We start from the raw sequence: 25635 nt of genomic DNA on the forward strand, positions 1-25635 counted from the left end.
TTAAGCCTCGTGTCCCCACGGTGACCCGTCGGACCGAAGAACTTTATCGTGCGAGTGAGAGTCCCGGCTGTGACAGCGACCCGGAACGCGGACCGGACCCGTCGGTACGTTCTCGCGGGCGTCGTGGTGGCGCTCGGGATCCTGACTGGCGCAATCCTGCTCGAGGTGCTCGGCACGATTCTGCTGGCGCTGACGGTCGCGTACGTGCTCATCCCCGTCCAGGGCTGGCTCGTCAGACGCGGCCTCTCGGAGTGGACCGCGGCGGCGACGGCGACGGTGATCGGTTTCGTGAGTGCGATCGCGGTCTTCTCGCCGATCTTCGTGGCGCTGTACGTCCGGCTGGATCAGGTGATCGGCCTGCTCGAGAGCATTCCGGCGGAGATTCCGATCACGGCCTTCGAGATGACCTACACGATCGACGTGGCGGAGGTGCAAGCGGTCGCGATCGACGTGCTCTCCGGGATGGCGGTATCGGGCGCGACGCAGTTGCCGGTGCTGGCGATCAAGTTCGCGCTGTTCGTCATCCTCCTGTTCGCGCTGGTGTTGAAAGGCGACGCGGCCGGACAGGCGGCAGTCGCGCCGGTGCCGCCGGAGTACCGCGACGTAGTCTACGCGCTGGCCACGCGGGCACGGGAGACGCTGTACGCGATCTACGTCCTCCAACTGGCGACGTCGGTGGCGACGCTGGTGATCGCCTATCCGCTGTTCTGGCTGCTCGGCTACGAGATGGCCTTCACGCTCGCGCTGATCGCCGCGATCTTGCAGTTCGTCCCGATAATCGGCCCGAGCATGCTCGTCGTGCCGATCACGCTCTATCACGTCGTCGCCGGTCAACTCGGGGCGGCGATGCTGGTCGGTACCCTCGGCATCACGCTGATCGCGTGGTTCCCCGACATCGTCGTCCGGCCGCGACTGGCCCGACGCTCCGCACGGCTCCCGGGGAGCCTCTACTTCGTCGGCTTCACCGGCGGCCTGTTCACGCTGGGCGCGATCGGCATCGTCGTCGGCCCGCTGATCGTGGCCGTCTTCGTCGAGTCCGTCGACCTGCTGGCCGACGAGGTCAACACCGACGTCAGTTTCGTGGACCCCACCGAGTCCGAGGACGGCCCGCCCGAGGAGCCACCCGGGCCGAAAGGGGAACCCGAAGTGACGACGTACGACGACTCCGGAACGCGCCCAGCGGACGACTGAGACCATCGTTCCACGGCCGATAGACCGCGGAGGACGGGTTCGGCCACCGCCGGCTTATTTGTCGTTCCCCGTGGTATCGGCCGTATGGTCAGTGGACGGACCGCCGTCTACGCGCTCGTCGGGGCGATCGTGAGCATCGTCCTCTCGTTTATCCCATTCTCGACGATTATCGGCGGTGCCGTCGCGGGCTTCCTCGAGGGACCGAACGGACGTCGGGGGGCGATCGCGGGCGGTTTCTCGGGCGCTATCGCGTTCGTCCCCATCGCTGCGATCGGCATGTTCGTCCTCGGAATCGTCGGGTTCGGGATGGGAGTCGCCGCGTTGCCGTTCGAGGGGTTCGCGTTCGTCCTGGCGCTGTTCGGCCTCGTGGGAGCGATGGCGCTGTTCTATACCGTCGGCCTGGGGCTGCTGGGTGGCTATCTCGGCGCGTATCTCGCCCGCGAGTATCCGGACCACCACGCGACCACGCGTCGTTCGATCGGATTCGAACCCCGGAAGACGGCCGCTCGAGGCGAGTACCGGGACGGTCGGTGGCGAGAACCCGCCGGTGAGCGGACGTATCGAGAGCCGGAGCGAGGGCGGTGGAATCGCGAGCGCGAAGCCGGACGACAGCCTCGAGACCGACGGCCCGCTCGCGACGCTCGAGAGCGATCGGACGCGGACGGCCGGGAGGCGACCGATCGGACGGACGAGACGCGGTGGTCCGAAACGCGGGACGCGGACCGCGAGAAAAACCCGGAGTACGACCGCGATTGGGAACGCGATCGGGACCGCGACCGCGAACGGGATCTCGATTCCGAGCGCGACCGGGAGTGACTGGACCCGGACCGCGAACGGGAGTGCGCTCGACTCGAGAGGGGAGTCGCTCCCGTCCCAGCGAGCCGTTAGGCGAGCTTCACGACCGCCGAGGGGTCGCCGAGGCGGCCGGTCAGGTAGAGTGCGCCGTCGATCACCGCCGGGCCGGCGACGAAGCCGCTCTCGTCGCTCTCCCACTCGAGGCGACCGGTCTCGGCGTCGAACGCGCCCACTCGGCCCGCGTGGCCGACGTGAACGCCCTCCGACGTGTCCTCGATCGTCGCGAAGAGCCACCGACCGCAGATCGCGACGCCGGCCGCGACGGTATCCAGGTACCGGGTCGATCGCCAGGCGCGATCACCTGTCTCGGGGTCGAGCACCGCGAGCGCGTCGTCGGTGGTCGCACAGATGATCCCGTTTCCGGCCGCGAGGGTCTCGACCGCGCCGTCGACGGCCGTGCGCCACCGCTCGGTGCCGTCGAAATCGTACGCGATCACGGTGCCGGCCGCGGTCCCGACGTAGATCCCGGAGGCCGTCACCGCGGGCCCGGCTTCGATCGCACCGTCGGCGTTCCGCCGCCAGCGAACGTCGCCGCTCTCGCGCTCGAGCGCGTGGAGGGTGGCGTCGTTCCCGCCGAGATACACCGCGTCGTCGCGGACGGCGGGGACGCCCCCGAGTCGGAGGCCGATGGACCGCTCCCACTCGCGCTCGCCCGACTCGAGGTCGTGGGCGGCGACACCGACCGTCGTGCCGACGAACGCGGATCGATCGTCGGCGGTCGGCCCCGAGCGGAGCACGCCGAGGTCGATCGACTCGTCGGCGTTCCACCGGACATTCCCGTCTTCCTGGTCGAACGACCACAGCCTCGATCGGGTGCCGATCAGGACGGCGTCGTCCGTGACGACCGGGTTCGTCCGGGGTTCGAACTCCGCCTCGAGGATCTGGTCGTCGGTGATCCGCCAGTCGTGACGGCCGCTCCCGGCGTCGACGGCGAAGACGTCGTCGACCAGGTTCGATCCGACGACCGCCCCGTCGCGCCCGACGGGATGGACGTGGCCGACGTGGGTCTCGTAGTCGTAGCTCCACTCGAGCGAGAGCGGGGGTTCCGGGGCGACGCTCGCCGACACCGCCCGGGTGTTCGCCGGATCGCCGTGGACGACCGGCCACGACGGCCCGTCCCTCGCGAGCGTCGGATCGACGTCGACCGCGCCGTCGAAGGTCTCGAGCGGGCCGCCACCCGTCGCGCTACAGCCTGCGAGCGCGGTCGCCGCGCCGAGGACGCCCGTCGCGAGCACCGCGCGCCGACTCGCCGTCGGGTCGCCGGCGTCGGTCACGGTACCACCTTCGCGACGCGGCCCTCGCTCGTGGCCGCGTACAGCGCGCCGTTGGCGATCGCGTGGCCGGCCATCGCCTCCCCGAACCGACTCGTCCCGGCGTGGAAGTAGTCGCTCTCGGGCTCGTTGCCGACCTCGCCCCACAGGTGCTCGCCGCTCGTGCGCTCGAGCGCGCCGAAGCCGACGGCGACGAACCCGCCGGCGACCGCCGGCTGGGCGGTCAGCGGAACCCGTTCCGAGCCGCCGATGGTGGACGATTCGGGCGCGAGGTTCACGTGACGCCAGCGCTCGGTGCCGTCGTCGCGGTCGATCGCGTAGACGTTCTTCGCGCAGCAGTAGACGACGTCCTCACCCACGGCAGGTGCGCTCGTCGTATAGCCCGTCGTGAACGTCCACTCGCGTTCGCCGTCGGCGAGGGCGTAGGCCTCGAGGCGTTCGCGGCCGGTCACGTAGACGTTGCCGTCGGCGACTGCAGGCGATCGGGGCGGGCCGGACAGCCGTCCCTCGAGGTCCTGCGACCAGCGGCGTTCGCCCGACGTTCGATCGAGGGCGCGGACGAGACCGGTCGTCCGCGAGTCGCGGCTCACGCCGGTGGTCACGACGACCGTCCCGTCGGCGACCGCTGGACGGCCGGTAGTCTCGTAGTCGTCGCCCCAGCCGAGGCGCTCGAGGAGGCCGCGGGGATCGGCGTCCCAGCAGCGCTCGCCGGTTTCGACGTCGATCGCGTGGACCCGTCCGTCGTCACACTGGACGTAACACCAGCCGTCGGCGACCGCTGGCGTTCGCACCGCCGCGCCGAGGTCGCGTTCCCACTCGACCGTCCCCGAGGCCCGCTCGAGACGCGCGAGCATTCCGTCAGCGTCGCCGATAAGGACGCTCTCGCCGACCAGCGCGGGCGCGCCGCTGGCCCGTTCGCCCAGCGGGTACTCCCACTCGAGTTCGCCGGTCGATTCGTCGACGACCACCAGCGCACCGTCTTCCTCGTCGTCGCGGTACCAGCCGGAGGGCAACCCGTACGCGAGGTAGACGAACTCGTCGTCGACGACGGGCGCGCTCGCGGCACCGACCGCGTCGGTTACGTCCCACCCCTCGAGGTGCCAGCGCTCGCGGCCGGGCGACCCGTCGTCGGGCGCGGGGAGTCCGTCGGGGACGACGCTCGTGTTTCCCGGATTCGATCCCGGCACGGGCCAGCCGTCCGGGGGTGTTTCCGGGGATGCTCGTGGAGGGCACTCGTCCTCGAGACAGCCGGCGATGCCGCCGATGCCGGTGCCGCCGACCGCTGCGAGGACCTGTCGGCGTCGCATACCGTCGCCGTGGGATCGATTCCGTATATGTCTTGTTTCTCCAACTAGTCGGTCGACGCTCACTCGTATCGCAACGCGTCGATCGGATCGGTCCGAGCGGCCCGCCAGGCCGGGTAGAGGCCCGAGAACACGCCCACGAGCACGCCGACGGCGATGGCGAGCGCGACGTACTCGTAGGGGTAGACCAGCGGCAGGTCGACGTACCACGCGCCGAGATAGCCCGCGGCGAGACCGAGCGCCGTTCCCAGCACCGCGCCTATCGCACCCAACACGACGGCCTCGGTCAGGAAGAGTCCGAGGACGTCCCGGTTCTGCGCGCCGACGGCTTTCATGATGCCGATCTCGCGGGTTCGTTCGGTCACCGACACCAGCATGATGTTCGCGATGCCGATCGAGCCCACGACCAGCGAGATGGCCGCGATCCCAACGATGAAGTTCTGCAGCAGGTCGAGCACGTCCTCGAGTTGCTGGAGCATCTCGGCGCTGGTCTGGAGGGTCACCGCGAGGTCCTCGCCCAGCAACGCGGCGGCGTCCGACGCGTCGCTCTCGAGGTAGTCGAGGGCGGCCTCGCGGGCGGCGTCGACGTCCTCGTCGGCTGCGGTCTCGGCCTCGACGACGATGGCGAGGTACAGCGCCTCGTCGCCGATGGCCTCGAGGGCGTCCCCACCCCCGCCGTCGGCGTCTCCTGTCTCGTCGTCGGCCGTTTCATCGTCGCCTTCTCCACCCTCGCCGCCCGGGTCGGCCCCGTCGTCCTCGCTCGGACCGGACACGATCCCGCCGGCGGCCTCCGCGTAGTAGGGGTCGGTCGGGACGTACACTCGCGGCGACGGGCCGAACCCCTCGAACGGGCTCAGCCCCTCCGAACGATCCGTGATGCCGACGACGGTGACGGTGGTCTGCCCGCCACCCTGGAGGGCGATCGTCAGTTCGTCGCCGACGGCGACCCGTTCGTCGAATCCGCCCGCCACGGCGGGGTTGATCACCGCCTCGCGCTCGCCGGCCTCGAACTGCCGTCCCTCCGCGAGCGTCTCCTCCCTGATGTAGGAGGGGCCGGCCGCGATCAGCGCGTCGCTCTGGGGCGTGACGTCGCCCTCGTGGACGAGCGCCTGCGTCGACAGCGGCATGTAGCCGTAGGCCGCGTCGATCGCGTCGCGCTCCTCGAGCGTCGCGAGGTCGTCCTCGCTGAACACCGGCTGGGCACCCGCCAGCGGCCCGCCCTCGGTCTCGGGGTCGGCGGCCCAGCCGTAGACGTTGCGCTGGTCGTCGGGGCTGATGTCGGCGACGACGCCGGCCTGGAGGCTCGCGCCCAGCGTGACGAACGCGATCACCGCCGCGATGCCGATGACGACGCCAAGCGCCGTCAGCGCCGACCGGAGTTTGTGGCCGCGGATCGACCGCCACGAGAGCCGGAGGGAGGCGAGCGGTCGCATCAGCGGTTCGATCCCGGCCGTCCGTCCGAGCGGCCCGGTTCCGGCGGATCGCCCGCTCCCCGATCCGTCGGCTCGAGTTCCTCGATCCGTTCGATCCGGCCGTCGAGCAGGTGGACGATCCGTTCGGCGCGTTCGGCGACGTGGCGCTCGTGGGTCACGACGACCATCGTCGTCCCGCCCTCGTGGAACGCCGCGAAGAGGTCGAGTACGTCGGCCTCCGTCTCCGTGTCGAGGTTCCCCGAGGGCTCGTCGGCCAGCACGATCGCGGGGTCGTTCACCAGCGCCCGGGCCAGGGCCACCCGCTGGCGCTGGCCGCCCGAGAGTTCGTTGGGCATGTGATCGGTCCGATCGCCGAGGCCGACCCGCTCGAGCAGCGTCCGCGCCCGCTCGCGGCGCTCGTTGCGACCGACGCCCTGGAACAACTGGGGGAGCGCGACGTTCTCGAGGGCGTTCAGCCGGGGCATGAGGTTGAACGTCTGGAAGACGAAGCCGACCGTCGTTCCCCGGAGGCGGGTCCGTTCGCGTTCGCCGAGTCCCGCTACCTCCCGGCCGTCGACGACGACCGACCCCTCGGTCGGCGTATCCAGACAGCCGACGAGGTTCATCAGCGTCGACTTGCCCGACCCGCTCGGCCCCATGATCGCCGTGTACGACCCGCGGGGGATCTCGAGCGTAACGCCGTCGAGGGCGTGGACGGGTTCGGCCAGCCGGTAGGTCTTGCGGACGTCCTCGAGGGCGACCGCCGATCCCGTCGTCGCGTCGCTACCCGAAGCCATAGGGGTCGGACCACAGGGGCGGGGAAAAAAGTTCAGCCGAACGGGGACGACGTGGACGGGGACCGCTCGAGACGTGTACCTTTTTCCCGTCGCCGGACGCCCTGCCTACCATGAAGACGGCAGGCGGCTCCGCGGACGCGAAACGCCGGGCGGGCGAACGGGCGGCCGAGGCGGTCGAGGACGGCTTCGTCGTCGGCCTGGGAACCGGCTCGACGACCGCCTACGCGATCGAGGCGCTCGGCGAGGCGGTCGCCGACGGCCTCGAGATCCGGGGGATCCCCACCTCGTTCCAGTCCCGGCAACTCGCGCTCGAGGTCGGGGTTCCGCTGACGGACCTCGACGCGGTCGAGAGCGTCGACCTCGCCATCGACGGCGCTGACCAGGTGGTCGACGACCCAGACTCGAGCGCCCACGGCGCGCTGATCAAGGGCGGCGGCGCGGCCCACGCACGCGAGAAACTCGTCGACAGCGCGGCCGAGCGGTTCGTCGTCGTCGCCGATCCCTCGAAGCTGACGACCCGACTCGAGCGCCCGGTGCCGGTCGCCGTCCTGCCCGCGGCCCACACCGTCGTCGCCGACCGGATCCGCGACCTCGGCGGCGAGCCGACGCTTCGCGAGGCCGAGGGGAAGGACGGTCCCGTCGTCACCGACAACGGGAACCTCGTGCTCGACTGCGAGTTCGGGCCGATCGACGACCCCGCCGCCCTCGCGGCCGAACTGTCGGCGCTGCCGGGCGTGCTCGAGCACGGCCTGTTCGTCGATCTGGCCGACGCGACCTACGTCGGGCGCGAGGACGGCGTCGACCGACGCGACTACCGCTGATGCGGCTGCTTGCGGCGATTATCCTTCCTCGGGCGCGTCCGCTTTCCCGACGAACAGCACGACGGCCGCGTACACCACGCCGAGGAGTCGCGTCACCGGCACCACCCACGGGCGCACCTCGAGTTCTTCGGGGTTCTCGTAGGAGAGCCCGAGGCCGAACGCGAGCATCCGTCGGGGGATCGCAGCCAGCAGGAGGCCGAACAGCCCCAGCGAGGTCCGGAACGGTCTCGGGAGCCCGCCCCGGCGCAGCAACAGGACGAACGCCAGCCCCTCGAGGCGCGCCAGCGGGAGGGTCCACCGTCGGAGCCGTCCCGCCTCTGGGTTGGTGAACGCGAGGTCTTCGGCCGCATCGACGACCCGACCCGGGACGACGACGTGTAACAGTCCGATCCCCATCGCGAGCGTCCGGAGCACAGCCATGGTCCGCCGTACGACGACCCTCGGGAAAAGCGTGCGACCGGCGAGAGCGAGGTCGGCCGCCGGTCACGCCGTCGCCTCTGCGGTCCCGTCCTCGGCCACCGCTTCCTCGTCGCCGCTCCGCATCGAGAGCGCGACGACGAGCAGGTAGAGCGCGCCGAGCAGGCGGGCCGCGGGTCGCACCCACGGTTTCAACTCGAGGTCGTCGGTGTTCGCGTAGACGAACCGCTGGCTGAGTTCGATGATCGGCCCGGGGACGACCACGAGGATCGCGCCGGCCAGCCCCAGCAGGAGGGTGACCAGCCGGGAACCGGACTCCCGCCGGGCGAGCAGCCAGACGAAGACGACGCCCTCGAGGCGGGCACCCCACAGCGCCCACTCGTGGCGCTCGGTGGCGTCGGGGTTCTCGAGGCCGATGCGCTCGCAGGCCTCGACGACCGGCTCCGGCTTGGCGATTTCGAAGATGCCGAACGCGATCAACAGTTTGCGCAACATGTCTCCGTCGACACCGTCGACGGGCAAAAAACTCGAGTTCGGTTGCAGTGGCTGTCGTCGCGGCCGGCGATGGACAGGTTTTCAACGCCGCTTTCCGACCGTTCGATCGGAGACGATTCGATGCCCGAGACACCCGACAGGAAAGACGATCACATCCGAATCATCGAAGAAGAGGACGTCGAAACGACGGGAACAGGATTTGCGGACGTCGAACTCGTCCACGAGGCGCTCCCGGAGATCCACCGCGACGAAATCGACACGACGACGACGCTGTTCGGGCACGAACTCGCGGCCCCCATCGTCATCGAGAGCATGACCGGCGGCCACCCCAACACGACGAAACTCAACCGGGCGCTCGCCGAAGCCGCCCAGGAGACGAACGTGGCCATGGGCGTCGGCAGCCAGCGGGCCGGCCTCGAACTCGACGACGAGGCCTTACTCGAGTCCTACACCGTCGTCCGGGACGTCGCGCCCGACGCCTTCCTCTACGGTAACGTCGGCGCGGCCCAGCTGCTCGAGTACGACCTCGCGGACGTCGAGGAGGCCGTCGAGATGATCGACGCCGACGCGATGGCGATCCACCTGAACTTCCTGCAGGAGGCCGTCCAGCCGGAGGGCGACGTCGACGCCCGGGGCTGTCTCGAGGCCATCGAACGGGTCGCCGCCGGCCTCTCGGTCCCAGTGGTCGTCAAGGAGACGGGCAACGGCATCGCCCGGGAGACCGCCCGCAGGCTCGCCGACGCCGGCGTCGACGCGATCGACGTCGCCGGCCAGGGCGGGACGACGTGGTCCGGCATCGAGTCCTATCGCGCCGCCGCGGTCGGGGCCGACCGCCAGGAACAGGTCGGGCGGCTGTTCCGCGCCTGGGGCGTTCCGACGGCGGTGAGCACGCTCGAGGCCGCGGACGAACACGACTGCGTGATCGCCAGCGGTGGCGTTCGCTCCGGACTCGACGTCGCGAAGGCGATCGCGCTCGGCGCGCAGGCCGGCGGCCTCGCGAAGCCGTTCCTCGGTCCGGCGGGTCGGGGCACCGACGCCGTCGTCGACCTGATCGAACAGCTCACCCTCGAGTTGCGCACGGCGATGTTCGTCACCGGCTCGGCGTCGGTCGCCGAGTTGCGGGAGGCGGAGTACGTCGTCCTCGGGCGGACGAAGGAGTATCTCGAGGGACGCATACAGTAGCACGCTTCCAACTGGTCTCGATTTCCGGGTTCCCGTTTTCATGCTCACCGCTCCCGGTATCGAGTCCGTTGAACGGACGCGCTCGAGCGGTCCGTGCGATGGAACGACCGTTGTCCCTCTCGAGAACGTTCAATGGCTGCTTGAATTTACGCACAACGGACAGAATTAATACGGTCGGATCGGTCGTCGAATACGATCTTCAATGGGCAGGCAGTTCGAGGACGGTTGGGAATGGGCCAACCCGTCGGATGACGCCGAGTCGGTGGAAGAACTGCTGGGGGAGATGGAGCAGGACACCAGAACCGTCGTCGAGCAACTCCGCGAGAGCGGGCCCCGACGGCACGTCTCCGACTCGAGCGTCGACGACGTCTTCGAATCGCTCGAGATGGACGAGGAAGGGAGTGACGATGACGATTCCGAACTTTCGGGTGAGCCGACCCGACGGGTCTCTACGACCGGTATCGACGAGGTGTTCGAACAGCTAGAAGCCGAGGTGAACGACGAAACGTCCGAGCATGGGGCACGCGACGCAGGCGACGAGGGAGATCGGTCCGACGCCGCCGTCAGCCGTTCGTCGACGCCGCTTCCGGAGGTAAACAGCGACCGCGCCTCGTTCGACGAGGTCGAGTCGAGCGTCGACGACGAGTTCGGCTCGCTTGCCGGTGATGGCCCGACGCGGACCGTTTCCGACGAGAACGTCGACGACGTCCTGGAGTCGCTCGACGAGCCGACCGATGGGGCGGACGAGCCCGCGGGGAACGTCGAGGCGCTTCGACCCGCCGACCCCGAAGCCGCACTGGCTGATCTCATCGCCGAACCGTCCGACGAACCCGACGGCGAACCCGATGGCAGCCCGGATTCGGTTCGGGAGGCCGGACCAGCCGAGGGCGTGACGACCGGCGACTCGAAGAGTCGGACTTGTCGATACAGTACTAACTGAAACGAGTCACCACCGATCGTACAGCTCACGGGTCGCTCTCCCCGTTCACCGTCTCCGAGCCGGTGGCGGCTACTGCTCACCGTTTCTCTCTGCTCGCTCGTCTGGGTTCTCGCGTTGCTCGAGCCACGCTCTCGTCGTGCGATCGGGTGTCCATTACTTTCAGTCGCTACTCTCGTTCGACCCGTCGCTTCCCGTCGTCCTCGCGTTGCCGCGGCGCTCGAGGCTACCGAGTGGCGGGACGATACCCGTAGCTGGGCGGGATTGTCACTAAAAAACTATCGATCGGGTGACCTTACAGGTCGCGGGGCTGGACCGTCTTCCGGTCGTTCGCCTCCGCGCGGCGGGCAGCGTCCTCGAGCAGCTCGTCGACTTCCTCGTCGAGAGCGTCGTAGAAGTCCGAGGCGACGTTCTTGTCATCGAGCGCTTCCTTCACGGCGGCTTTGACGATAAGGTCTGCCATACGGTGTATCCGTTTCCCCTTCCGTGGTATAAAGGTTCTGGTTATAGATGGAAATACGTGGGATGCAGGGGTTGATTCGACGGATTCGACGCCCGATTCGACCGGAAAGTATATGACCGATGAACGGCGGGACCGGATCGATCCGGGGTCGACGGCGGAAAAGCGCGCTCGCGCGCGCTCTGGCATCCCCTCGCGCGCGATCCGCGCTCGTGGTGGGTCGACGGATTCGAGTACGCCCGCCACGGAGCCACCGTATGCGCGAACTCCTCGAGGCCGTCGCCGACGGCAGCCTCTCGCCGGCGGAGGCGGAAGCGAAGCTACAGGGGTACGTCACCGACGAGGCGGGCCGGTTCGACGCGGCCCGGGATCAGCGACGCGGTATCCCCGAGGCGATTCTCGCCGAGGGGAAGTCGACCCCACAGGTCGTCTCGCTCGCCGAGACGGCTCTGGAGACGACCGGCCGGGCGCTGGTGACCCGAACCGACGACGAGCAACGCGAGGCACTCGAGTCTCGAGTGGTCGATTCGACCGCCGACGCGAGGCTCGAACGGTGGGGAACGACGGTTCGAATCGTGACGTCCGACTACGACCAGCCGTCGCTCGAGGCCACGGTGGGTATCGTCACCGCGGGGACGGTCGACCAGGCGGTCGGCGACGAGGCACAGGCGGTCTGCGTCGACGCCGGCGCGACGGTCGACCGCGTCGACGACGTCGGGGTAGCGGCCCTCGACCGGGCGCTGGATCAACGCGATCGCCTGCGCGAGGCCGACGTCCTGATCGTCGCAGCAGGGCGGGAAGGCGCGTTGCCGACGGTCATCGCGGGACTGGTCGACACGCCGGTCATCGGCGTCCCCGTCTCGAGCGGGTACGGCTTCGGCGGCGACGGTGAGGCGGCCCTCACGGGCATGCTCCAGTCCTGTACCGTGCTGTCGGTCGTCAACGTCGACGCCGGATTCGTCGCCGGGTCACAGGCGACGTTGATCGCTCGTGCCATCGACGGCGCACGGCGTGATGAACCGGGAACGCAAAACTGATTTCTGATAGAGCGAAATACGAAGCCGATAATAGAAATTCCAAACGGTGTTTGGCAAAGCGTTTTTACGTTCCCCTCGAGTACGAACGAGTACCGGCTTCGGCCGGTGTCACCAATGCCCACGTGCAACCACTGTAATGCACACGTCTCCGAGCGATTCGCACGGGTCTTCGCCGACGAGAACGGCGAAATTCACGCGTGCGTCAGTTGCTCGGCCAACGCCGGTATCGCGGAAGTGTCTCGGGAACGCGGCCGCGGTACCTGATTCCGTATCGTCCGACACCTACCCACGAGCCCCTGGACGTGCGCTTTTTGGTGGTCGTTTCCGTAGCCGTCGTCGATGGCAGGCGACCACGTCGTCTACGTACTCGAGTGTGCCGACGGCAGCCTCTACACCGGCTACACGACCGACCTCCAGCGACGGATCGCGGAACACAACGCCGGCGACGGTGCGAAGTACACGCGCGGGCGCACGCCAGTCGAACTCCGGTACCACGAACGCTACGACTCCCGCTCGGCGGCGATGTCCCGCGAGTACGAACTCAAGCAACTGAGTCGGGCACAGAAGGAACGCCTCGTCGGCCTCGAGTGACGGCTCGACGGCGGCGAAACATAGATGGTTCCCTCCAACGTGTTTCGAACTGGAATGAATTCCGACGTCGTCGACGAACTGAAACAGCCCGAGTATACGGGCGAGAACCGTTGTCTTCCGTGTACGATCGTCAACCTGGCCATCGCCGCAGTCGTCGGCTGGCTCATCGGCCGCAAACACCGAGTTGCCGGCGTACTCGCGTTCGCCGTCTCGGTCGTCGTCATCTACCTCCGGGGCTATCTCGTTCCCGGGACGCCGACGCTGACCAAGCGCTACCTTCCCCCCGAAGTCCTGCGCTGGTTCGGCAAAGAACCCGACCCCGAGATCGCCAGCGGTTTCCAGGGCGTCGGCGACGACGGCCTGCATCGCCCCGACTCGACGACCGACGCAACCGGTGCCGACGCGTCCGGCGGCCCCGACAGCGCTGAGGCCACCGAACCCAGCGATGTCGCCGAAAACGCTGGTAGCGACGGGGAACAAACCGCTGCCGACGGTGACGGCAGTCGCGACGAACCGGTCGACCTCGAGGGGTATTTCCTCGAGCACGGGATCCTCGAGCCCTGTGCGGACGAGGACGACCTCTGTCTCACCGACGACTTCGAGGACGCCTGGTTCGACGAGATCGAGGCGGTCGACGAGGCGGGGATCACCCCCGAGGCCATCGTCGACGTCTTCGGGTTCGAGGTCGACCCCGCGGACCTGGAACTCGACGCACGCGACGACGCCCAGTTGCTGCTCTCGAGCAGCGGCGTCGCCGGGCGGTGGCCCTCCCGGGCGGCCATCCTCGCCGACGTCGCGGGCGGGCGCGCCCTCGAATCGTGGGTCGACGACTGGACGGCGTTCGACCCAGAGACGCGCGGGCAGGTGTTGAACGCGCTCCGGATGTTCCTCGAGCGCTGCCCGACCGGCGGCTCGGTGAGCATGGACGAGGAGGTCGTCGAGTCTTGCTGTACCTCCCACGACGTGGTCGCGGTCACCTGCGACGAGACCGGCGAACGGCTGTTCGAACAGCGTCTCGACGCCGTCGACGCCTGATACGGTGTGCTGTACCGATGTCCCGGCACGCCCGCCCCGGATCGCGGGCGCGGGTGCGCCGGAACTGACGGACAGTAGCCGTCTGAGTGGGCCGCCGAAAGCGCCGTTCAGTCCTCGGCCGGAGCGGATCGTGCGGAGGTGACGCTCGGCTCGATGAAGGCGTACTCGACCAGACTCCGGCCGAGTTTCTCGACGCGTTCCTGGAGCGACGGATCCCGAAACCGACGGCCGTCGATCGCGTCGGGGTCGGCTTCGAACTTCGAACTCGCGTTCCGGAGGCCGACCTGATGGGGGAGGACCCAGCCGTGGACGCCTCGAACAGTGATCCGGAGGTGATCGAGCGTCGAACCGTAGCTCCCGCCGCCGGCGGCCGCGAGCAGGCCGACGGTCGTGTCCTCGTACTCGTCGAACCCGCAGTAGTCGTGGAAGTTCTTCAGCGCACCCGAGTACGAGCCGTGGTAGACGGGCGTGCCGAGCGCGACGGCGTCGGCCTCGCGAACGAGACGGGTCGCCGCGGCGGCGTCACCCTGATCCTCGATATCGGGATCGTAGACGGGGAGGTCGTACTCGCGCAGGTCGAGCAGCGTCGTCTCCGCACCGCGTTCGTCGGCGGCGTCGAGGACGTACCGGAGCGCGGTCCGGGTGTAGCTCTCGTCGCGGAGGCTGCCGGAGACGGCGAGGACGGTGGGCGTCCGAGTCATGGCCGCCACTACTGGTTCCGCCCGTAAATCTTCGTCGTCTGACAGTCGACGGGTCGGTATCGGCCGGTGTTCCGTTCCGCCGTCGCTCGCGTTCTGTCGGTTCAAAAGAACTTTCAGCGCGAACTGCGTTGTCGGCCCAATGACCGAACGGATCGAGGGGCATCGCGGCGAACGCGCCCGACTGTACGACGCGCTGCTCACCGCTGAGCGGGAGGACGTCGAGTTCTACGTCGACCTGGCACGGCGTGCCGACGGACCGGTGCTCGAGGCGGCCTGTGGCACCGGCCGCATCTACCTCGAGCTGCTCGCGGCGGGGGTCGACGCGGACGGGTTCGACCGCTCCCGGGACATGCTCGAGATCCTGCGCGAATCCGCCGCCGAACGCGGCCTCGAGCCGTCGGTGTGGCAGGCGGATCTGACCGACGTCGGGGCCGACCGTCGGTACGCGCTGGTGACCTGTCCGTTCAACACCGTCATGCACCTGGGGTCGATCGACGAGCAACTGGCGGCGCTGCGGTCGATCTACGACGCGCTCGCGCCGGGCGGTCGGTTCGTCTTCGACGTGTTCGTCCCCAGTTTCGAGGTGATCTGCGAGGAGTACGGCACCTGGCAGACCGAATCGGTCGAAACCGACGGCGAGTCCTACGAGGTCCGTACGCACACGCAGGTCCTCGACGAACTCGAGGGGCGCATCCTCGTGGAGACGGAGTGTTACGACGCGGACGGCTCGCTCGTCTTCGCGTCCGAAGATCGGCTCTCCCTGCTCCCGAAACGCCACCTCGAGTTATTAGCGCGGTGCTCGCCGTTCGACTCGTGGTCCGCGACCGGCGATTTCTCGGACGAACCGCTGTCGGCGGACCACTCGATCCAGGTGTGGTCGCTGCGGAGAGCCGACGACGCGTAACTCTCTCACGCCAACGCTCGAACGCCGTCGCACTTTTCCCGGCCGACGTGGAGCGAACCCGTATGGAGACGATTAGTTTCGGTACCGACGGCTGGCGGGCGACGCTCGAGGAGTTCACCGCGCCCCGCGTGCGGATGGTTGGCCAGGCGGTCGCGACCTACCTCCGGGACGAGGGCCTCGAGGGAACCGTTGCGATCGGCTACGACGCGCGCGAGACGTCGCGGGGGTTCGCGGAGGAACTCGCCCGGGTCCTCTGTGCGAACGGGTTCGACGTCGTCCTGCCCGAGCGGGACCGGCCGACGCCGCTGGTCGCCCACGCCATCGTCGACCGGGACCTCGTCGGCGGCTTCGCGGTGACGGCCTCGCACAACCCGCCGGAGTACAACGGCGTGAAGTTCATCCCCGACGACGGCGCGCCGGCGCTGCCCGCGGTCACCGACGCCATCGCGGATCGCCTCGCCGAACCCGATCCCCTCCCCGAGGCGGAACACGGAACCGTCGAGGAGGTCGACCTCGTCGGTCCCCACGCCGACGACGCCCTCGCGTTGGTCGAGTCGATCACGGGCGGGGCCGACCTCGAGGGCCTGTCGGTCGCCTACGACGCCATGCACGGCAGCGGCCGAGACACGACCGACGCCCTGCTCGAGCGGGCGGGCGCGTCGGTCGAGCGCCTGCGCTGTGAGCGCGACCCCGCGTTCGGCGGCGGCGCGCCGGAACCCGCCCCCGAGAACCTCGAGACGCTGATCGAGCGGGTCACCGACGACGACGGACCGGACCTCGGGATCGCCAACGACGGCGACGCCGACCGGATCGCCGTCGTCACGCCCGATCGGGGTTACCTCGACGAGAACCGTTTTTTTGCCGCCCTCTACGACTTCTTGCTCGAGAGCGACGCGGGGCCGGCGGTGCGGACGGTCTCGACGACGTTCCTGATCGATCGGATCGCCGAGGCCCACGGCGAAACCGTCCACGAGGTGCCGGTCGGCTTCAAGTGGGTCGCCGAGGCGATGGCCGAGCACGACGCACTCGTCGGCGGCGAGGAGTCCGGCGGCTTCACCGTCCGCGGGCACGTCCGCGAGAAAGACGGCGTCCTCATGGCCCTGCTGGCGGCCGCGATGCACGCCGCGGAACCGCTGGACGATCGCGTCGACCGGTTGCTCGAGGAACACGGCACCGTCGTCCAGGACAAGGTGAGCGTCGCCTGTCCCGACGACGAGAAGGCCCGGGTGCTCGCCGCCCTCGAGGACGAGATTCCCGATGCGGTGGCGGGAACGGCGGTCGAGGACGTCAACACGGCCGACGGATTCAAACTGCAACTGGCCGACGGCTCCTGGCTGCTCGTCCGTCCCAGCGGCACCGAACCCGTGTTGCGCGTCTACGCCGAGGCGTCCGACGAAGCGCGGGTCGAGGAGTTGCTCGAAGCGGGGGAAGAACTGGTCGAACCGCTGGTCTGACTCGCGGGGTTGCGTTCTCCGGGTCCGACTTTACCGCCGTCCGCGACGACGTGGAGGACATGAGCCAGCGCGACCACGAGGACGCTGCCTACACCGAGTTGACGCCCGACTCGTGGCACCAGAACGACGAGGGCAACTACTACATCGACTGTCCGGAGTGTGGCTCCGCGGCGACGCTGATGAACGTCGTCAAACACGGCCGGTGTAACGGCTACCTCGACCAGCGGGAAGACGAGACCGAACTCGACGAGGAGGCCTTCGACTGCACCGCGAAACTCTGGCTGCAACTCGGCTACACCTCCGTTCCCGAGGAGACGATGTCCGAGGACGCCGTCGGCGAATCCGCCAGCGGCGTCGAAACGGAAGAGGGCGTCGCCGCCGAGGGATCGCCGCCGGGGACCGACGGGACCGTCGACGAGAGCCAGGAGTAGCGCCTTCCTCGCGTTCCGCTTTCGTTCTGGACCCCGTTCGTCACCGCGTATTCACCGGCCGGGAGGAACGTAACCGACGGACTGAAGGTCGTCTCCTTCGAGAGGTGGGGTGATGGCCGACGAACTCAAGCGACGACTCGTCCACGCCAGCGGTTCCGGGCTGGTCGTCCTCTGGCTCCTCTCGGAGTCGCTCGAGCTCGGGCTCACCTGGGGGCTGTTCCGGGCGCTGATGGTCGTCCTCGCGATCGGGACGATCGGCCTCGAGGCGCTCCGACTGGGAGTCGGTCTCGAGTGGTGGATCTACGACAAACTCACCCGCGAGTACGAACGGGACCAGTTCGCGGGCTACGGCTACTACATGTTCAGCATGACCGTCGTCGTCCTGCTGTTCGAGCCGGCGATCGCGCTGCCGTCGATGTTGATGCTCGCGATCGGCGATCCGATCAGCGGCGCGGTGTCGGACGACAGCCTGCGGACCGTCAAGGGGCCGACGGTCCTCGTCACGATGTTCGTCGTGAGCGCCGCGCTGGCCGCTCCCTTCCTCTACGAACAGCCGCTGGCCGTCGTGGCGGCTGCCCTCGGCGCGACCGTCGCCGACGGCGTGAAGGTACAGATCGGCGAGTTCGTCGTCGACGACAACCTCACGATCCCCATCTACGCGGCCGTGCTGGCGTACGCCGTCCTCGAGTTCGTTCCCGTTTGACCCAGAGCAGCTGGGAACTGCGATCGGGATCACGGTGGCCGCCGGTGAAGTCGGCAACGGCGTGCTCTACCTGATCGTCGGCGTGATCGCCGCGGCGTTGGCCTGGCAACTCCGGGGGCGGACTGACCGTCCCCGTCGTCGCGGCGATCTGGATCCGGACGTACTCCTGCTCACTGCGATCGTCCTCGTACGGTGGCGTCCCGACTGACGGTTCCTGTACGTCAGTTCCGACGCACCCGCGATCCGGACGGCGAGTGTGCCGGGACATCGGCACAGCACTCCGTATCAGGCGTTCAACCGCCAGATCTCGAGGTTGAGGACGGCGGCGAACGTGACCCACGCCAGATAGGGAACGAGCAACGCGGCGGCCCGCCGATCGATCCGGCGGAACGCCGCCATCGTCGCGGCGACGAGTGCCCAGAGCACGAGGATGATCCCAAGCGCTGCCAGCGGTGCCTCGAGCGAGAAGAAGACCGGCGTCCAGACTACGTTGACCGCCATCTGGACGGCGAACGCTCCGAGCGCGAGCCGTCGGCCGGGGGCGTCGCGCTTCCAGACTAGCCAGCAAGCCACCCCGAGCAGGACGAACAGCGCCGTCCAGACGATCGAAAAGGCGATCCCCGGCGGGTAGAACCATGGCTTCTCGAGCGCCCGGAACCAGGGGCTGTCGGGCCTCGAGAACACGGCGGGGGCGCTTCCAACGACGTTCACGAGTACGACGAACGCGATGGCCCACGGCAGCCTGTTGCGATCGGGGAGCCGTCGGCCTTCGGCGTCGGTCGACATACGGAACGGACGGCTTCGAACGGGATATCGCTCGGGGCGACGATTTCAGGCTCGCTTCACACCCGGCCGTCATTTGCCGGTGGATCGTGGGGTCGGGTCCTCCCGCGTTCCAGGATGTGGCCTCCAGGTCCCGCTGCAGTCGACGAACGTGGGTGAGATATTTAGGCATCGCTCGCACTCCGACTAGTATGTCACGTACCGGACGCCGTCTCAAAACGCTCGAGACGGCGATCGAGCTACTCGATATCCTGTCCGATGCCGACGGGTGCTCCCTCACGGAGGTATCCGACGAACTCGGTCTCGCCAAGAGCACCGTCCACGGATACGTCAAAACGCTCGAGCAGGACGGATACGTACACGAGGTCGACGGACAGTACTACGTCGGCGCGGAACTACTGACCCTGGGTGGGCAAGTTCGGCACCGCCATCCGAGCTACCAGCACGTCATCGAGAAGATCCAGCAGGTCTCCGAGGAGACGTCGGAACGAGCGCAGTTCGTCATCGAAGAAGGTCGCAAGGCGATCCACGTTCACACCGAAAAGGGGACGAAGGGGGTCGAGGTCGACGCGCGGATCGGAAAACAGAGCTACCTCCACGCCAGCGCGGCCGGCAAAGCGATCCTCGCCTGGAGTCCCGAACAGGTGGTCACCGAGACCATCGAACGACACGGCCTTCCGTCGTTGACCCCCAACACGATCACCTCGGAAGACGAGTTGCGGGACGAACTGTCCCGCACCCGGGAGCGAGGATTCGCCCAGAACGAAGAGGAGTCGATCGAAGGCCTCCACGCGGTCGGCGTCCCGATTACGAAGGAACAGTCCGTCATCGGCGCGATTAGCGTCTCCGGTCCGAGCCATCGCCTCTCGGGTGCGGCGTTCGACGAAGAGATCCCACAGTTCTTACTCGGTATCAGCAACGAACTGGAGCTCCGGTTGTCGTACGACAACGTCCAGTGAGGATTTTTACTCGAGGTTCGTGGTCGACGTTGCATTCCTTCTGCCCATGTTATAACTATATAGATAAAATACTACGCGGTGTAGTATTGCGATAATAGAACAAAATCACCGTATCGAGAACGGTTTCTCCGACGTATGGCCTCGTGATCAGACGGTACTATCGGCATACTTCGTGGTTTCGATAGTTGGATTGTATATAGTCAATTCGCCGAAGGTAGACCTAAATCAAATTATTGAATTTATTATCTCGAATTAGTCGAAATATGGCTCGGTACCGTTACTATCGGGATTAGAAATTGCACAGTAGGCATCTAACTTCACGTGTTCTGTCTATGCATATGGTATTGTTATTTTGGAACAATACTATTCTACGAAAACTCGAATTGGTTCTGAATTAGGTACTTTATGTGGCCGGAACGAGAACCGGTTTCGGGGGTGGTCGTCTCCCCTAGTTCACTGCTCCGAGTTGACGTACTCGGCTGCGCTTTCTGCGGCGACTTTACCGAAGACGGCAGCGTTCGTGAGGCCGGTGCCGCCGGGGTAGTTGTTGTAGAAGAGGCCACCGGTAACGTTGCCGGCCGCGTAGAGCCCCTCGATCGGCGTGTCGGTCGTATCCAGGACCTCCGCGTCGGGCGTGATCGCGACGCCGCCGAAGGCGAAGGTCATCCCGCCGGTGACCGGATAGCCGGTGTACGGCGGTTCGTCCAGTGGGAGCGCCCAGTTGGACTTTGGCAGCTCGAGGCCCTCGGTCGAGTTCCCGTCGAGTACCTCGGGGTCGTACTGTTCGGCGGCGTCGGAATCGCAGGCCTCGTTGTACTCCTCGACAGTTTCGACGGCCTGCTCGACGTTTTCGATGTCCAGCCGCTGGACGAGACGGTCGATCGAATCCGCCGTTACGGCCCGGGAGGGACCCATATGAGCGACGTCGTCGACGACTTTCGAGTCGACGATGATGAACGCCTCGTGATAGGGCTGTTCGAAGATACGTTGGCCGAACTTCGCGTAGGTGTGGGCACGGGCGTCTTCTCCCTCGTCGACGAACCGCTCGCCGTCGTGATTCAGAATGAGGCCGTACTGGTAGCCGTCGATACGGGTGATGCCGCCCTCGACGTCGGGCGAACCGGCGTCGATCAGCGCCATGTGGGCGTCGCCCCACTCGCCCTCGGACTTGGCCCCGATGTCCATCGCGGCCTCGATCACCTCCCCGGTGTTGTAGCGGCTGCCACGGACTTTCATGTTGCCGTAGCCGCGGCCGTAGTAGCGGGTGCGTTTCTCCTTGCTCGAGCCGTAGTCCCCGGCGGCGAGGATGGTCGCGTCGGCTTCGAACTCGGTGCGCTGGCCGTCGACGAACGCCGTCACGCTTTCGACGCGGCCGTCGTCGCCGCGGTTGACGCCGCGGGCGTCGGCGCGGTAGTAGAAGTCGATGCCCTCCGCCTCGAGGATGGGGACGTAGTGGTCGATCATCTCCTCGCCGTCGAGCCAGACGCGGCCGGCGGTGTAGCCGGGGTGTGGGGCCTGGTACTCCCAGTCCCAGTCGTCGCCGCGGTCGGTGAGCCACTCGAAGGTCTCGGCGGACTCCTGGGTGACGACCTCCGCGAGGTCGTCGTCGGCCCGGTAGTTGGTGACCTTCATGATGTCGCGGTAGAAGTCCGAGGCGGAGTAGTCCTCGACGTTGAACTCGACGTCCATGTCGATGTCCGCAGTCGGGATGCGGAACGACTCGGTGAACTGCGTGTGTCCGCCGCGGTTCTCCTCGGGCGCTTTCTCGAGGATGGCCACGGAGAGATCCTGTTCGGCCGCCCGAAGGCCGGCGCTCAGTCCAGCGATGCCACAGCCGACGACGACGACGTCGTACGATTTGGTTGCTGTCATTAGCGATGTCTCGCTCCGATGTTCCTATCGAACGATTCGAGTATAATAAAGGTATTAGTTCTACACATCAGTCAATCAGATGTAGTATCTTTCCACAGATATTCAAGAAACTCGTGGGACTGCGGCATTCAAATTCACACATCGTGAACGCCTCGGTCACAGCGTGGATACCACTACTCGGTCGAGGACGGACTCATTATTCGCCTACTATTACAGGCGTATGGTTGTAAAGTAATGGGCGAAACGCCGCCGATAACCATTTAGGATATGTGAACGCAAATCTGCAACGACGATCTACTCGTTCGGGGTGAACGCGAGTTACGTTCGGGAAATTTTCCATCTAGAGGACGTGATCATCGACGGGAGACAGTTTTCGGACGACGATAGTTCGGAAACGGCGCTATCTCGACCCACGACGGATCGTGACGGTACGGGAGTGGGTTTCGCCGCACGGAATTAGTATGGTCACTCCAGGTCTCAATGTACGGATTCAGGCCGCAGTAGCCGGACTGGAAGCGAATTCCGCACTCCGAAATCGACGCGACGGTCGCCGACCGACGTCGCCCTCGACACGGTTCCGGTATCGATGACCATACCTGCCGTTAGCTGGCAGGCGATTCGTAGTCGGTCGAATCACGTCGATCCCCTACTGATCTTCGTCGTGGCATTGGTATAAACTCTATTGCAGTTTCTTCCTTTGACCCACTATCTCGACTGTAATGATAAGATATCTGACCATGAGTTACGTTTGTCATTTACGTTCGTTGGGACTTGGTGACCGGAACCGAACCACCCGTCACGCAAGACATCTGGATCGATTTTATTCGGGAATCAGAGAATCTATTGTATATTTCGAATAATGTTTATTTCACCAGGGAATAGTTGGAGAGTATTGCCAATATCGGGTAAAAGAACTACGTTCTACGAATGAGACGAACGGAGTAGTGGCAGATTGGTAGCTATCTATCCAAGCCAAATTAAATAATCATGTCAGTTATAGTTGTGCTACCTAGTCGGGATCGAAGACTGTATTGTTTTATTTAATAGAAACTCTAATACAGTTTCTATCGACTTAGATATGGTTGGTCGTACCGATTCGCGCAGAGAGAAACGGTCGCTCGAGACCCAGAAGCGACTGCCTGGAAACGACGATTCCAGTACCTAGCTGGGCTCTCCCAAGCGCTGGAAGAGTCCGGGTATCGGGTCGAATTGAACTCGAGCGGGGTCGGAACGCGTTACTCGTCGAGGCTCTCGAGCAGCGACTCGAGCGTGCCGACGTGGTCTTCGAACAGGTCGCGGCCGGTGTCGGTGAGTTCGTAGGTCGTGCGGGGTTTACGGTCGACGAACTCCTTCTCGACGCGGACGGCGTCGGCGTCTTCCATCCGGCCGAGGTGACTCGAGAGGTTCCCCTCGGTGATCTCGAGGTCCTCGACGAGGTCGGAGAAGGGGGTCTCGCCGTGGCGATAGAGATAGGCGAACAGCTGCAGCCGCGTCGGCTGGTGGACGAGCTTGTCGAACTCCCAGTCCTCGCCGGAACTCGCGTCCATCGTCACTCGCCGTCTTCGGTCGCGAGGTACATGTACGCCGCGATGCCGTAAGCCGCGTACCCAACGCCGAAGATGGCGTAGCCCCACTCGAGCAAGAGCGGAACGTGGACCATCACGGCCGCGTACGCGAGCATCCCAAGCCCGCCGGCGTAGAACGTGTACCGATCGCGGGCCCGGATACGGTAGGCTTTGAGCGTGCTGGCCTGGACGACGTAGGTCGCTCCGACGGCACCGATCACCAGCGCGAAGAGCGTCGCGCTCTCTTCGAGCGGGGTCAGCGTCTCGAGCGTCGGGGTGACGACGGCGAGGACGACGACGAGATAGCCGGCAATGCCCAGGAACTGGACGCCCGTGTCGGGGTAGTCATCGCCGGTCTCGGGGTGATTGTAGTCCTCACCGACGTACCAGGAGTAGAGCGCGCCGAGACCCATGAACCCGAACCACGAGGCGGCGTGGCCCCACCCCGGGAGGTCGAACGTGACGACCGCCTGCGAGCCGAACGAGGCGAGCAACACCAGGAGACCGTAGACCAGCCAGAGCCGGAACTGCGTCGGATACCGCTCGTGTAGCCCCATCGCCTCCTTGATCTGGGCGATGTCGCGCTCGAGGGCATCGACGTCGACGTCGTCCGTCTCGGTCACGGCTGGTCACCTCCATCGAACGATCGGGGCGTCTGCTTCGAACCGGTACGACGCGGACGATGGGTGTGCTCTCGATTCATGGTCGGACGTGGACGTGGTAGTTGAACAGGTCTGTGTAGTTCGGTTCGACCGTCGAGACGGTCGTCCCGGACGATCCGTCGGCGGCCGCTCGGAGCTCCTCGAGCGCGTCGTCGTCGGGGAGGAACCCGCGGGCCTCGCCGCCGAGCGAGAACAGCGCTCCTTCGAGAACGACGTCTTCGGCCGCGACCATCGCTTCCCGGCCGCTGATCCGGACGACCGGCGGGAGGTCGGCGAGCAACGCGTCGGGGTCGCCGACCGCCGAGATGCGGCCGTCGGGCATGAAGGCGATCCGATCGGCGACGGTGGCGTCGATCGGTCGATGACTCGAGAGCAGGACGGTTGCGCCCGCCTCGAGGCGTTCGAGCACGACGTCGTGGAACCGCTGGACGTTCGTCAGGTCGACGCCAGCGGTGGGTTCGTCCAGCAGGTAGAGGGGAACGTCCTCGCTCATCGTCAGCGCGAACTCGAGTTTCCGCTTCATCCCTTCGGAGTACTGCTCGACGAGGTCCGCGAGGTCGTCCTCGATGCCGAGCGTGTCCACGTACTCCCGCCAGCGGTCGGTAAACGCCGGACGGAGGCCGCCGTAGAAGGCGACGTTCTCGCGACCGGTCAGGGTCTCGACGGCGACGGAATCCTGCAGCATGAATCCGAGGGAGTCTCGACCGCCGTCGTCGACTGGCTCGCCGAAGGCCTCCACGGTACCGTCGGACGGTCGCTCGCTGCCGGCAAGAATCGACAGCAACACCGTCTTGCCGACGCCGTTGGGTCCCATGAGCACCAGCAGTTCCCCCTCGCGGACGGTCAGGTCGGTCCCCTCGAGGACCCGATCCCCGTCGAAGGTCTTGCGAACCCCCCGACTGTCGAGCGCGACGCCGCTCATGGCATCACCTCCCGTTTGTAGAGGACGCGACGGACGGTCGAGACGGCGACGACCAGTGAGATGACGGCATAGCCGGTGAGTACGGCCGTCCCGAACGCGGCGCTGGGGATCGCCGGCGGCGCGAGGCCGGCATCGACGCCGGCGGGCGGGACGACGAGGTGGTGGGCGAGCAGCCGCGTCGCGAGCGTGTGGGGCAGCCAGTTAAGCAAGACGTCGGGACCCTGGAAGAACGACGGATCGGTCCCGTTGTAGCCCGACAGCATGAACGCCACGAGGGCGAGGCTGACGGTGACGATCGACGCGTACCGGGTGTTCCGGACCGCGACCGTGACGAGGACGGCGACCGTCATCCAGACGACCGCGAACGTCACGACGGCGACGGCGACGACCAGCGGCGACAGCGCCGACCGCAGGCCGAAGTTCGCACCAGTGACGACGCCGACGGGGACGACGGCGGCCATCGCGACGGCCGCCAGCCCGGTACCGGCGAGCAGTCGCCCGGCCAGGTCGGCCGACGGCGCGATCGACAGCGACCGAAAGAGGACGTAGCGGTCGTCCTCGATGTCGCTCCCGAGTTGCTCGCTGAAGCTGTTGAGCGCCGCGATCAGCGCCCCGAACGTGCCGTAACTCACCGCGATGGACGCGAGCACGTACGGCTCGGCGCGCGCCGGTATCTCGGGAACGAAGACGCTCACCGTCAGCAAATAGAAGCCCGCGGGAAAGCCGAGCGTCCAGAACAGCACCGTCCGGTCCCGCAGCAGTTCCCGTAAGTATCGCCAGGTGAACGCCCGCATCTGCTCGAGCCACTGGCCGGATCGATTCTCGACCGCCCCCGCCCGTCCGTGCGAACTGGTTGTTGTCATCGACCTCACAG

The 25635-nt window shown here is 66.7% G+C and carries 29 protein-coding genes; 15 read left to right on the forward strand and 14 right to left on the reverse strand.

Features of this window, described 5'->3' with window-relative positions:
* The first annotated feature begins 69 nt into the window (after positions 1-69).
* Both TX79_RS17600 and TX79_RS17605 read left to right on the forward strand, forming a co-directional pair.
* Positions 70-1191 (forward strand): AI-2E family transporter, encoded by a 1122-nt coding sequence (locus tag TX79_RS17600; RefSeq protein WP_049928948.1) that lies wholly within the window; start codon positions 70-72, stop codon positions 1189-1191.
* A gap of 84 nt (positions 1192-1275) precedes the next feature.
* The gene (locus TX79_RS17605; RefSeq protein ID WP_049928949.1) at positions 1276-2007 is read left to right on the forward strand and encodes a DUF5518 domain-containing protein; all 732 of its coding nucleotides are present in this window, start codon (positions 1276-1278) and stop codon (positions 2005-2007) included.
* A gap of 68 nt (positions 2008-2075) precedes the next feature.
* Here the strand turns inward: TX79_RS17605 and TX79_RS17610 are convergent, their stop codons facing one another.
* Genes TX79_RS17610 through TX79_RS17625 form a run of 4 tightly spaced genes read right to left on the reverse strand, consistent with a single transcriptional unit; the run spans position 2076 to position 6830 of the window.
* The gene (locus TX79_RS17610) at positions 2076-3320 is read right to left on the reverse strand and encodes an outer membrane protein assembly factor BamB family protein (RefSeq protein WP_049928950.1); all 1245 of its coding nucleotides are present in this window, start codon (positions 3318-3320) and stop codon (positions 2076-2078) included.
* Complete coding sequence (locus TX79_RS17615) at positions 3317-4624, reverse strand: outer membrane protein assembly factor BamB family protein (RefSeq protein ID WP_049928951.1); 1308 nt, start codon at positions 4622-4624, stop codon at positions 3317-3319. Before TX79_RS17615 ends, TX79_RS17610 begins: the two co-directional genes overlap by 4 nt.
* 59 nt (positions 4625-4683) lie before the next feature.
* Positions 4684-6054, reverse strand: a complete 1371-nt coding sequence (locus TX79_RS17620) for an ABC transporter permease (RefSeq protein ID WP_049928953.1) — start codon at positions 6052-6054, stop codon at positions 4684-4686.
* Positions 6054-6830, reverse strand: a complete 777-nt coding sequence (locus tag TX79_RS17625; RefSeq protein WP_049928955.1) for an ABC transporter ATP-binding protein — start codon at positions 6828-6830, stop codon at positions 6054-6056. The genes TX79_RS17620 and TX79_RS17625 overlap by 1 nt, the downstream gene beginning before the upstream one ends.
* 110 nt (positions 6831-6940) lie before the next feature.
* Here TX79_RS17625 and rpiA point away from each other — a divergent pair, with 110 nt between their 5' ends.
* Positions 6941-7651 carry a ribose-5-phosphate isomerase RpiA gene (gene rpiA, locus TX79_RS17630; protein WP_049928956.1) on the forward strand — a complete coding sequence of 237 codons (711 nt, stop codon included), beginning with the start codon at positions 6941-6943 and terminating at the stop codon, positions 7649-7651.
* An 18-nt stretch (positions 7652-7669) separates the two neighbouring features.
* Here the strand turns inward: rpiA and TX79_RS17635 are convergent, their stop codons facing one another.
* On the reverse strand, positions 7670-8071 hold the full coding sequence (locus tag TX79_RS17635) for a hypothetical protein (RefSeq protein WP_326544641.1): 402 nt from the start codon (positions 8069-8071) through the stop codon (positions 7670-7672).
* Positions 8072-8134: 63 nt separating this feature from the next.
* A complete protein-coding gene (locus tag TX79_RS17640) occupies positions 8135-8563 on the reverse strand; it encodes a hypothetical protein (protein ID WP_049929262.1) in 429 nt (142 codons plus the stop codon).
* A 120-nt stretch (positions 8564-8683) separates the two neighbouring features.
* Here TX79_RS17640 and fni point away from each other — a divergent pair, with 120 nt between their 5' ends.
* A complete protein-coding gene (gene fni / locus TX79_RS17645; protein ID WP_049929263.1) occupies positions 8684-9745 on the forward strand; it encodes a type 2 isopentenyl-diphosphate Delta-isomerase in 1062 nt (353 codons plus the stop codon).
* 202 nt (positions 9746-9947) lie between these two features.
* Positions 9948-10685 carry a hypothetical protein gene (locus TX79_RS17650; RefSeq protein ID WP_049928957.1) on the forward strand — a complete coding sequence of 246 codons (738 nt, stop codon included), beginning with the start codon at positions 9948-9950 and terminating at the stop codon, positions 10683-10685.
* Between the two features lie 292 nt (positions 10686-10977).
* On the opposite strand, the gene TX79_RS17655 is transcribed toward TX79_RS17650, so the two are convergent.
* Positions 10978-11145 carry a DUF1931 family protein gene (locus tag TX79_RS17655; RefSeq protein ID WP_004267503.1) on the reverse strand — a complete coding sequence of 56 codons (168 nt, stop codon included), beginning with the start codon at positions 11143-11145 and terminating at the stop codon, positions 10978-10980.
* Between the two features lie 254 nt (positions 11146-11399).
* On the opposite strand from TX79_RS17655, the gene larB reads away from it, so the two are divergent.
* The 4 genes from larB (at position 11400) to TX79_RS17670 (ending at position 13805) form a co-directional block, all read left to right on the forward strand.
* Complete coding sequence (gene larB, locus TX79_RS17660; RefSeq protein WP_049928958.1) at positions 11400-12179, forward strand: nickel pincer cofactor biosynthesis protein LarB; 780 nt, start codon at positions 11400-11402, stop codon at positions 12177-12179.
* A gap of 114 nt (positions 12180-12293) precedes the next feature.
* Positions 12294-12443, forward strand: coding sequence for a DUF7563 family protein (locus tag TX79_RS20155; protein WP_449271623.1), 150 nt, complete (start codon positions 12294-12296; stop codon positions 12441-12443).
* 75 nt (positions 12444-12518) lie between these two features.
* Positions 12519-12770: a GIY-YIG nuclease family protein gene (locus TX79_RS17665; protein ID WP_049928959.1), complete on the forward strand. Its 252-nt coding sequence runs from the start codon at positions 12519-12521 to the stop codon at positions 12768-12770.
* Positions 12771-12824: 54 nt separating this feature from the next.
* Entirely contained in the window at positions 12825-13805 is a 981-nt protein-coding gene (locus tag TX79_RS17670; RefSeq protein WP_049928960.1) for a hypothetical protein, read from the forward strand.
* A 107-nt stretch (positions 13806-13912) separates the two neighbouring features.
* Here TX79_RS17670 and TX79_RS17675 read toward each other — a convergent pair whose 3' ends face one another.
* Positions 13913-14506, reverse strand: a complete 594-nt coding sequence (locus tag TX79_RS17675) for an NADPH-dependent FMN reductase (protein ID WP_049928961.1) — start codon at positions 14504-14506, stop codon at positions 13913-13915.
* Between the two features lie 139 nt (positions 14507-14645).
* On the opposite strand from TX79_RS17675, the gene TX79_RS17680 reads away from it, so the two are divergent.
* The 5 genes from TX79_RS17680 (at position 14646) to TX79_RS19480 (ending at position 18206) form a co-directional block, all read left to right on the forward strand.
* A complete protein-coding gene (locus tag TX79_RS17680) occupies positions 14646-15410 on the forward strand; it encodes a class I SAM-dependent DNA methyltransferase (RefSeq protein ID WP_049928962.1) in 765 nt (254 codons plus the stop codon).
* Positions 15411-15472: 62 nt separating this feature from the next.
* Positions 15473-16864, forward strand: coding sequence for a phosphoglucomutase (locus tag TX79_RS17685; RefSeq protein ID WP_049928964.1), 1392 nt, complete (start codon positions 15473-15475; stop codon positions 16862-16864).
* Positions 16865-16923: 59 nt separating this feature from the next.
* Positions 16924-17295 carry a hypothetical protein gene (locus TX79_RS17690; protein WP_049928965.1) on the forward strand — a complete coding sequence of 124 codons (372 nt, stop codon included), beginning with the start codon at positions 16924-16926 and terminating at the stop codon, positions 17293-17295.
* 112 nt (positions 17296-17407) lie between these two features.
* Positions 17408-17998: a dolichol kinase gene (locus tag TX79_RS17695; protein ID WP_049928966.1), complete on the forward strand. Its 591-nt coding sequence runs from the start codon at positions 17408-17410 to the stop codon at positions 17996-17998.
* Between the two features lie 34 nt (positions 17999-18032).
* Complete coding sequence (locus tag TX79_RS19480) at positions 18033-18206, forward strand: hypothetical protein (protein ID WP_154660583.1); 174 nt, start codon at positions 18033-18035, stop codon at positions 18204-18206.
* 77 nt (positions 18207-18283) lie between these two features.
* Here TX79_RS19480 and TX79_RS17700 read toward each other — a convergent pair whose 3' ends face one another.
* Positions 18284-18784, reverse strand: coding sequence for a TspO/MBR family protein (locus TX79_RS17700; RefSeq protein ID WP_049928967.1), 501 nt, complete (start codon positions 18782-18784; stop codon positions 18284-18286).
* 188 nt (positions 18785-18972) lie between these two features.
* On the opposite strand from TX79_RS17700, the gene TX79_RS17705 reads away from it, so the two are divergent.
* Positions 18973-19740 (forward strand): IclR family transcriptional regulator, encoded by a 768-nt coding sequence (locus TX79_RS17705; protein ID WP_049928970.1) that lies wholly within the window; start codon positions 18973-18975, stop codon positions 19738-19740.
* 453 nt (positions 19741-20193) lie between these two features.
* On the opposite strand, the gene tcuA is transcribed toward TX79_RS17705, so the two are convergent.
* From tcuA to TX79_RS17730, 5 genes are all read right to left on the reverse strand, one after another.
* Complete coding sequence (gene tcuA, locus TX79_RS17710) at positions 20194-21612, reverse strand: FAD-dependent tricarballylate dehydrogenase TcuA (protein ID WP_049928971.1); 1419 nt, start codon at positions 21610-21612, stop codon at positions 20194-20196.
* A gap of 1235 nt (positions 21613-22847) precedes the next feature.
* Entirely contained in the window at positions 22848-23159 is a 312-nt protein-coding gene (locus TX79_RS17715; protein WP_049928972.1) for a winged helix-turn-helix domain-containing protein, read from the reverse strand.
* A gap of 2 nt (positions 23160-23161) precedes the next feature.
* Complete coding sequence (locus TX79_RS17720; RefSeq protein WP_049928974.1) at positions 23162-23800, reverse strand: hypothetical protein; 639 nt, start codon at positions 23798-23800, stop codon at positions 23162-23164.
* A 76-nt stretch (positions 23801-23876) separates the two neighbouring features.
* Positions 23877-24761 (reverse strand): ABC transporter ATP-binding protein, encoded by an 885-nt coding sequence (locus TX79_RS17725; protein WP_049928975.1) that lies wholly within the window; start codon positions 24759-24761, stop codon positions 23877-23879.
* Positions 24758-25624, reverse strand: coding sequence for an ABC transporter permease (locus TX79_RS17730; RefSeq protein WP_154660584.1), 867 nt, complete (start codon positions 25622-25624; stop codon positions 24758-24760). Before TX79_RS17730 ends, TX79_RS17725 begins: the two co-directional genes overlap by 4 nt.
* Positions 25625-25635 lie beyond the last annotated feature (11 nt).

This window comes from Halopiger goleimassiliensis, assembly GCF_000455345.1.
GTDB lineage: Archaea > Halobacteriota > Halobacteria > Halobacteriales > Natrialbaceae > Halopiger_A > Halopiger_A goleimassiliensis.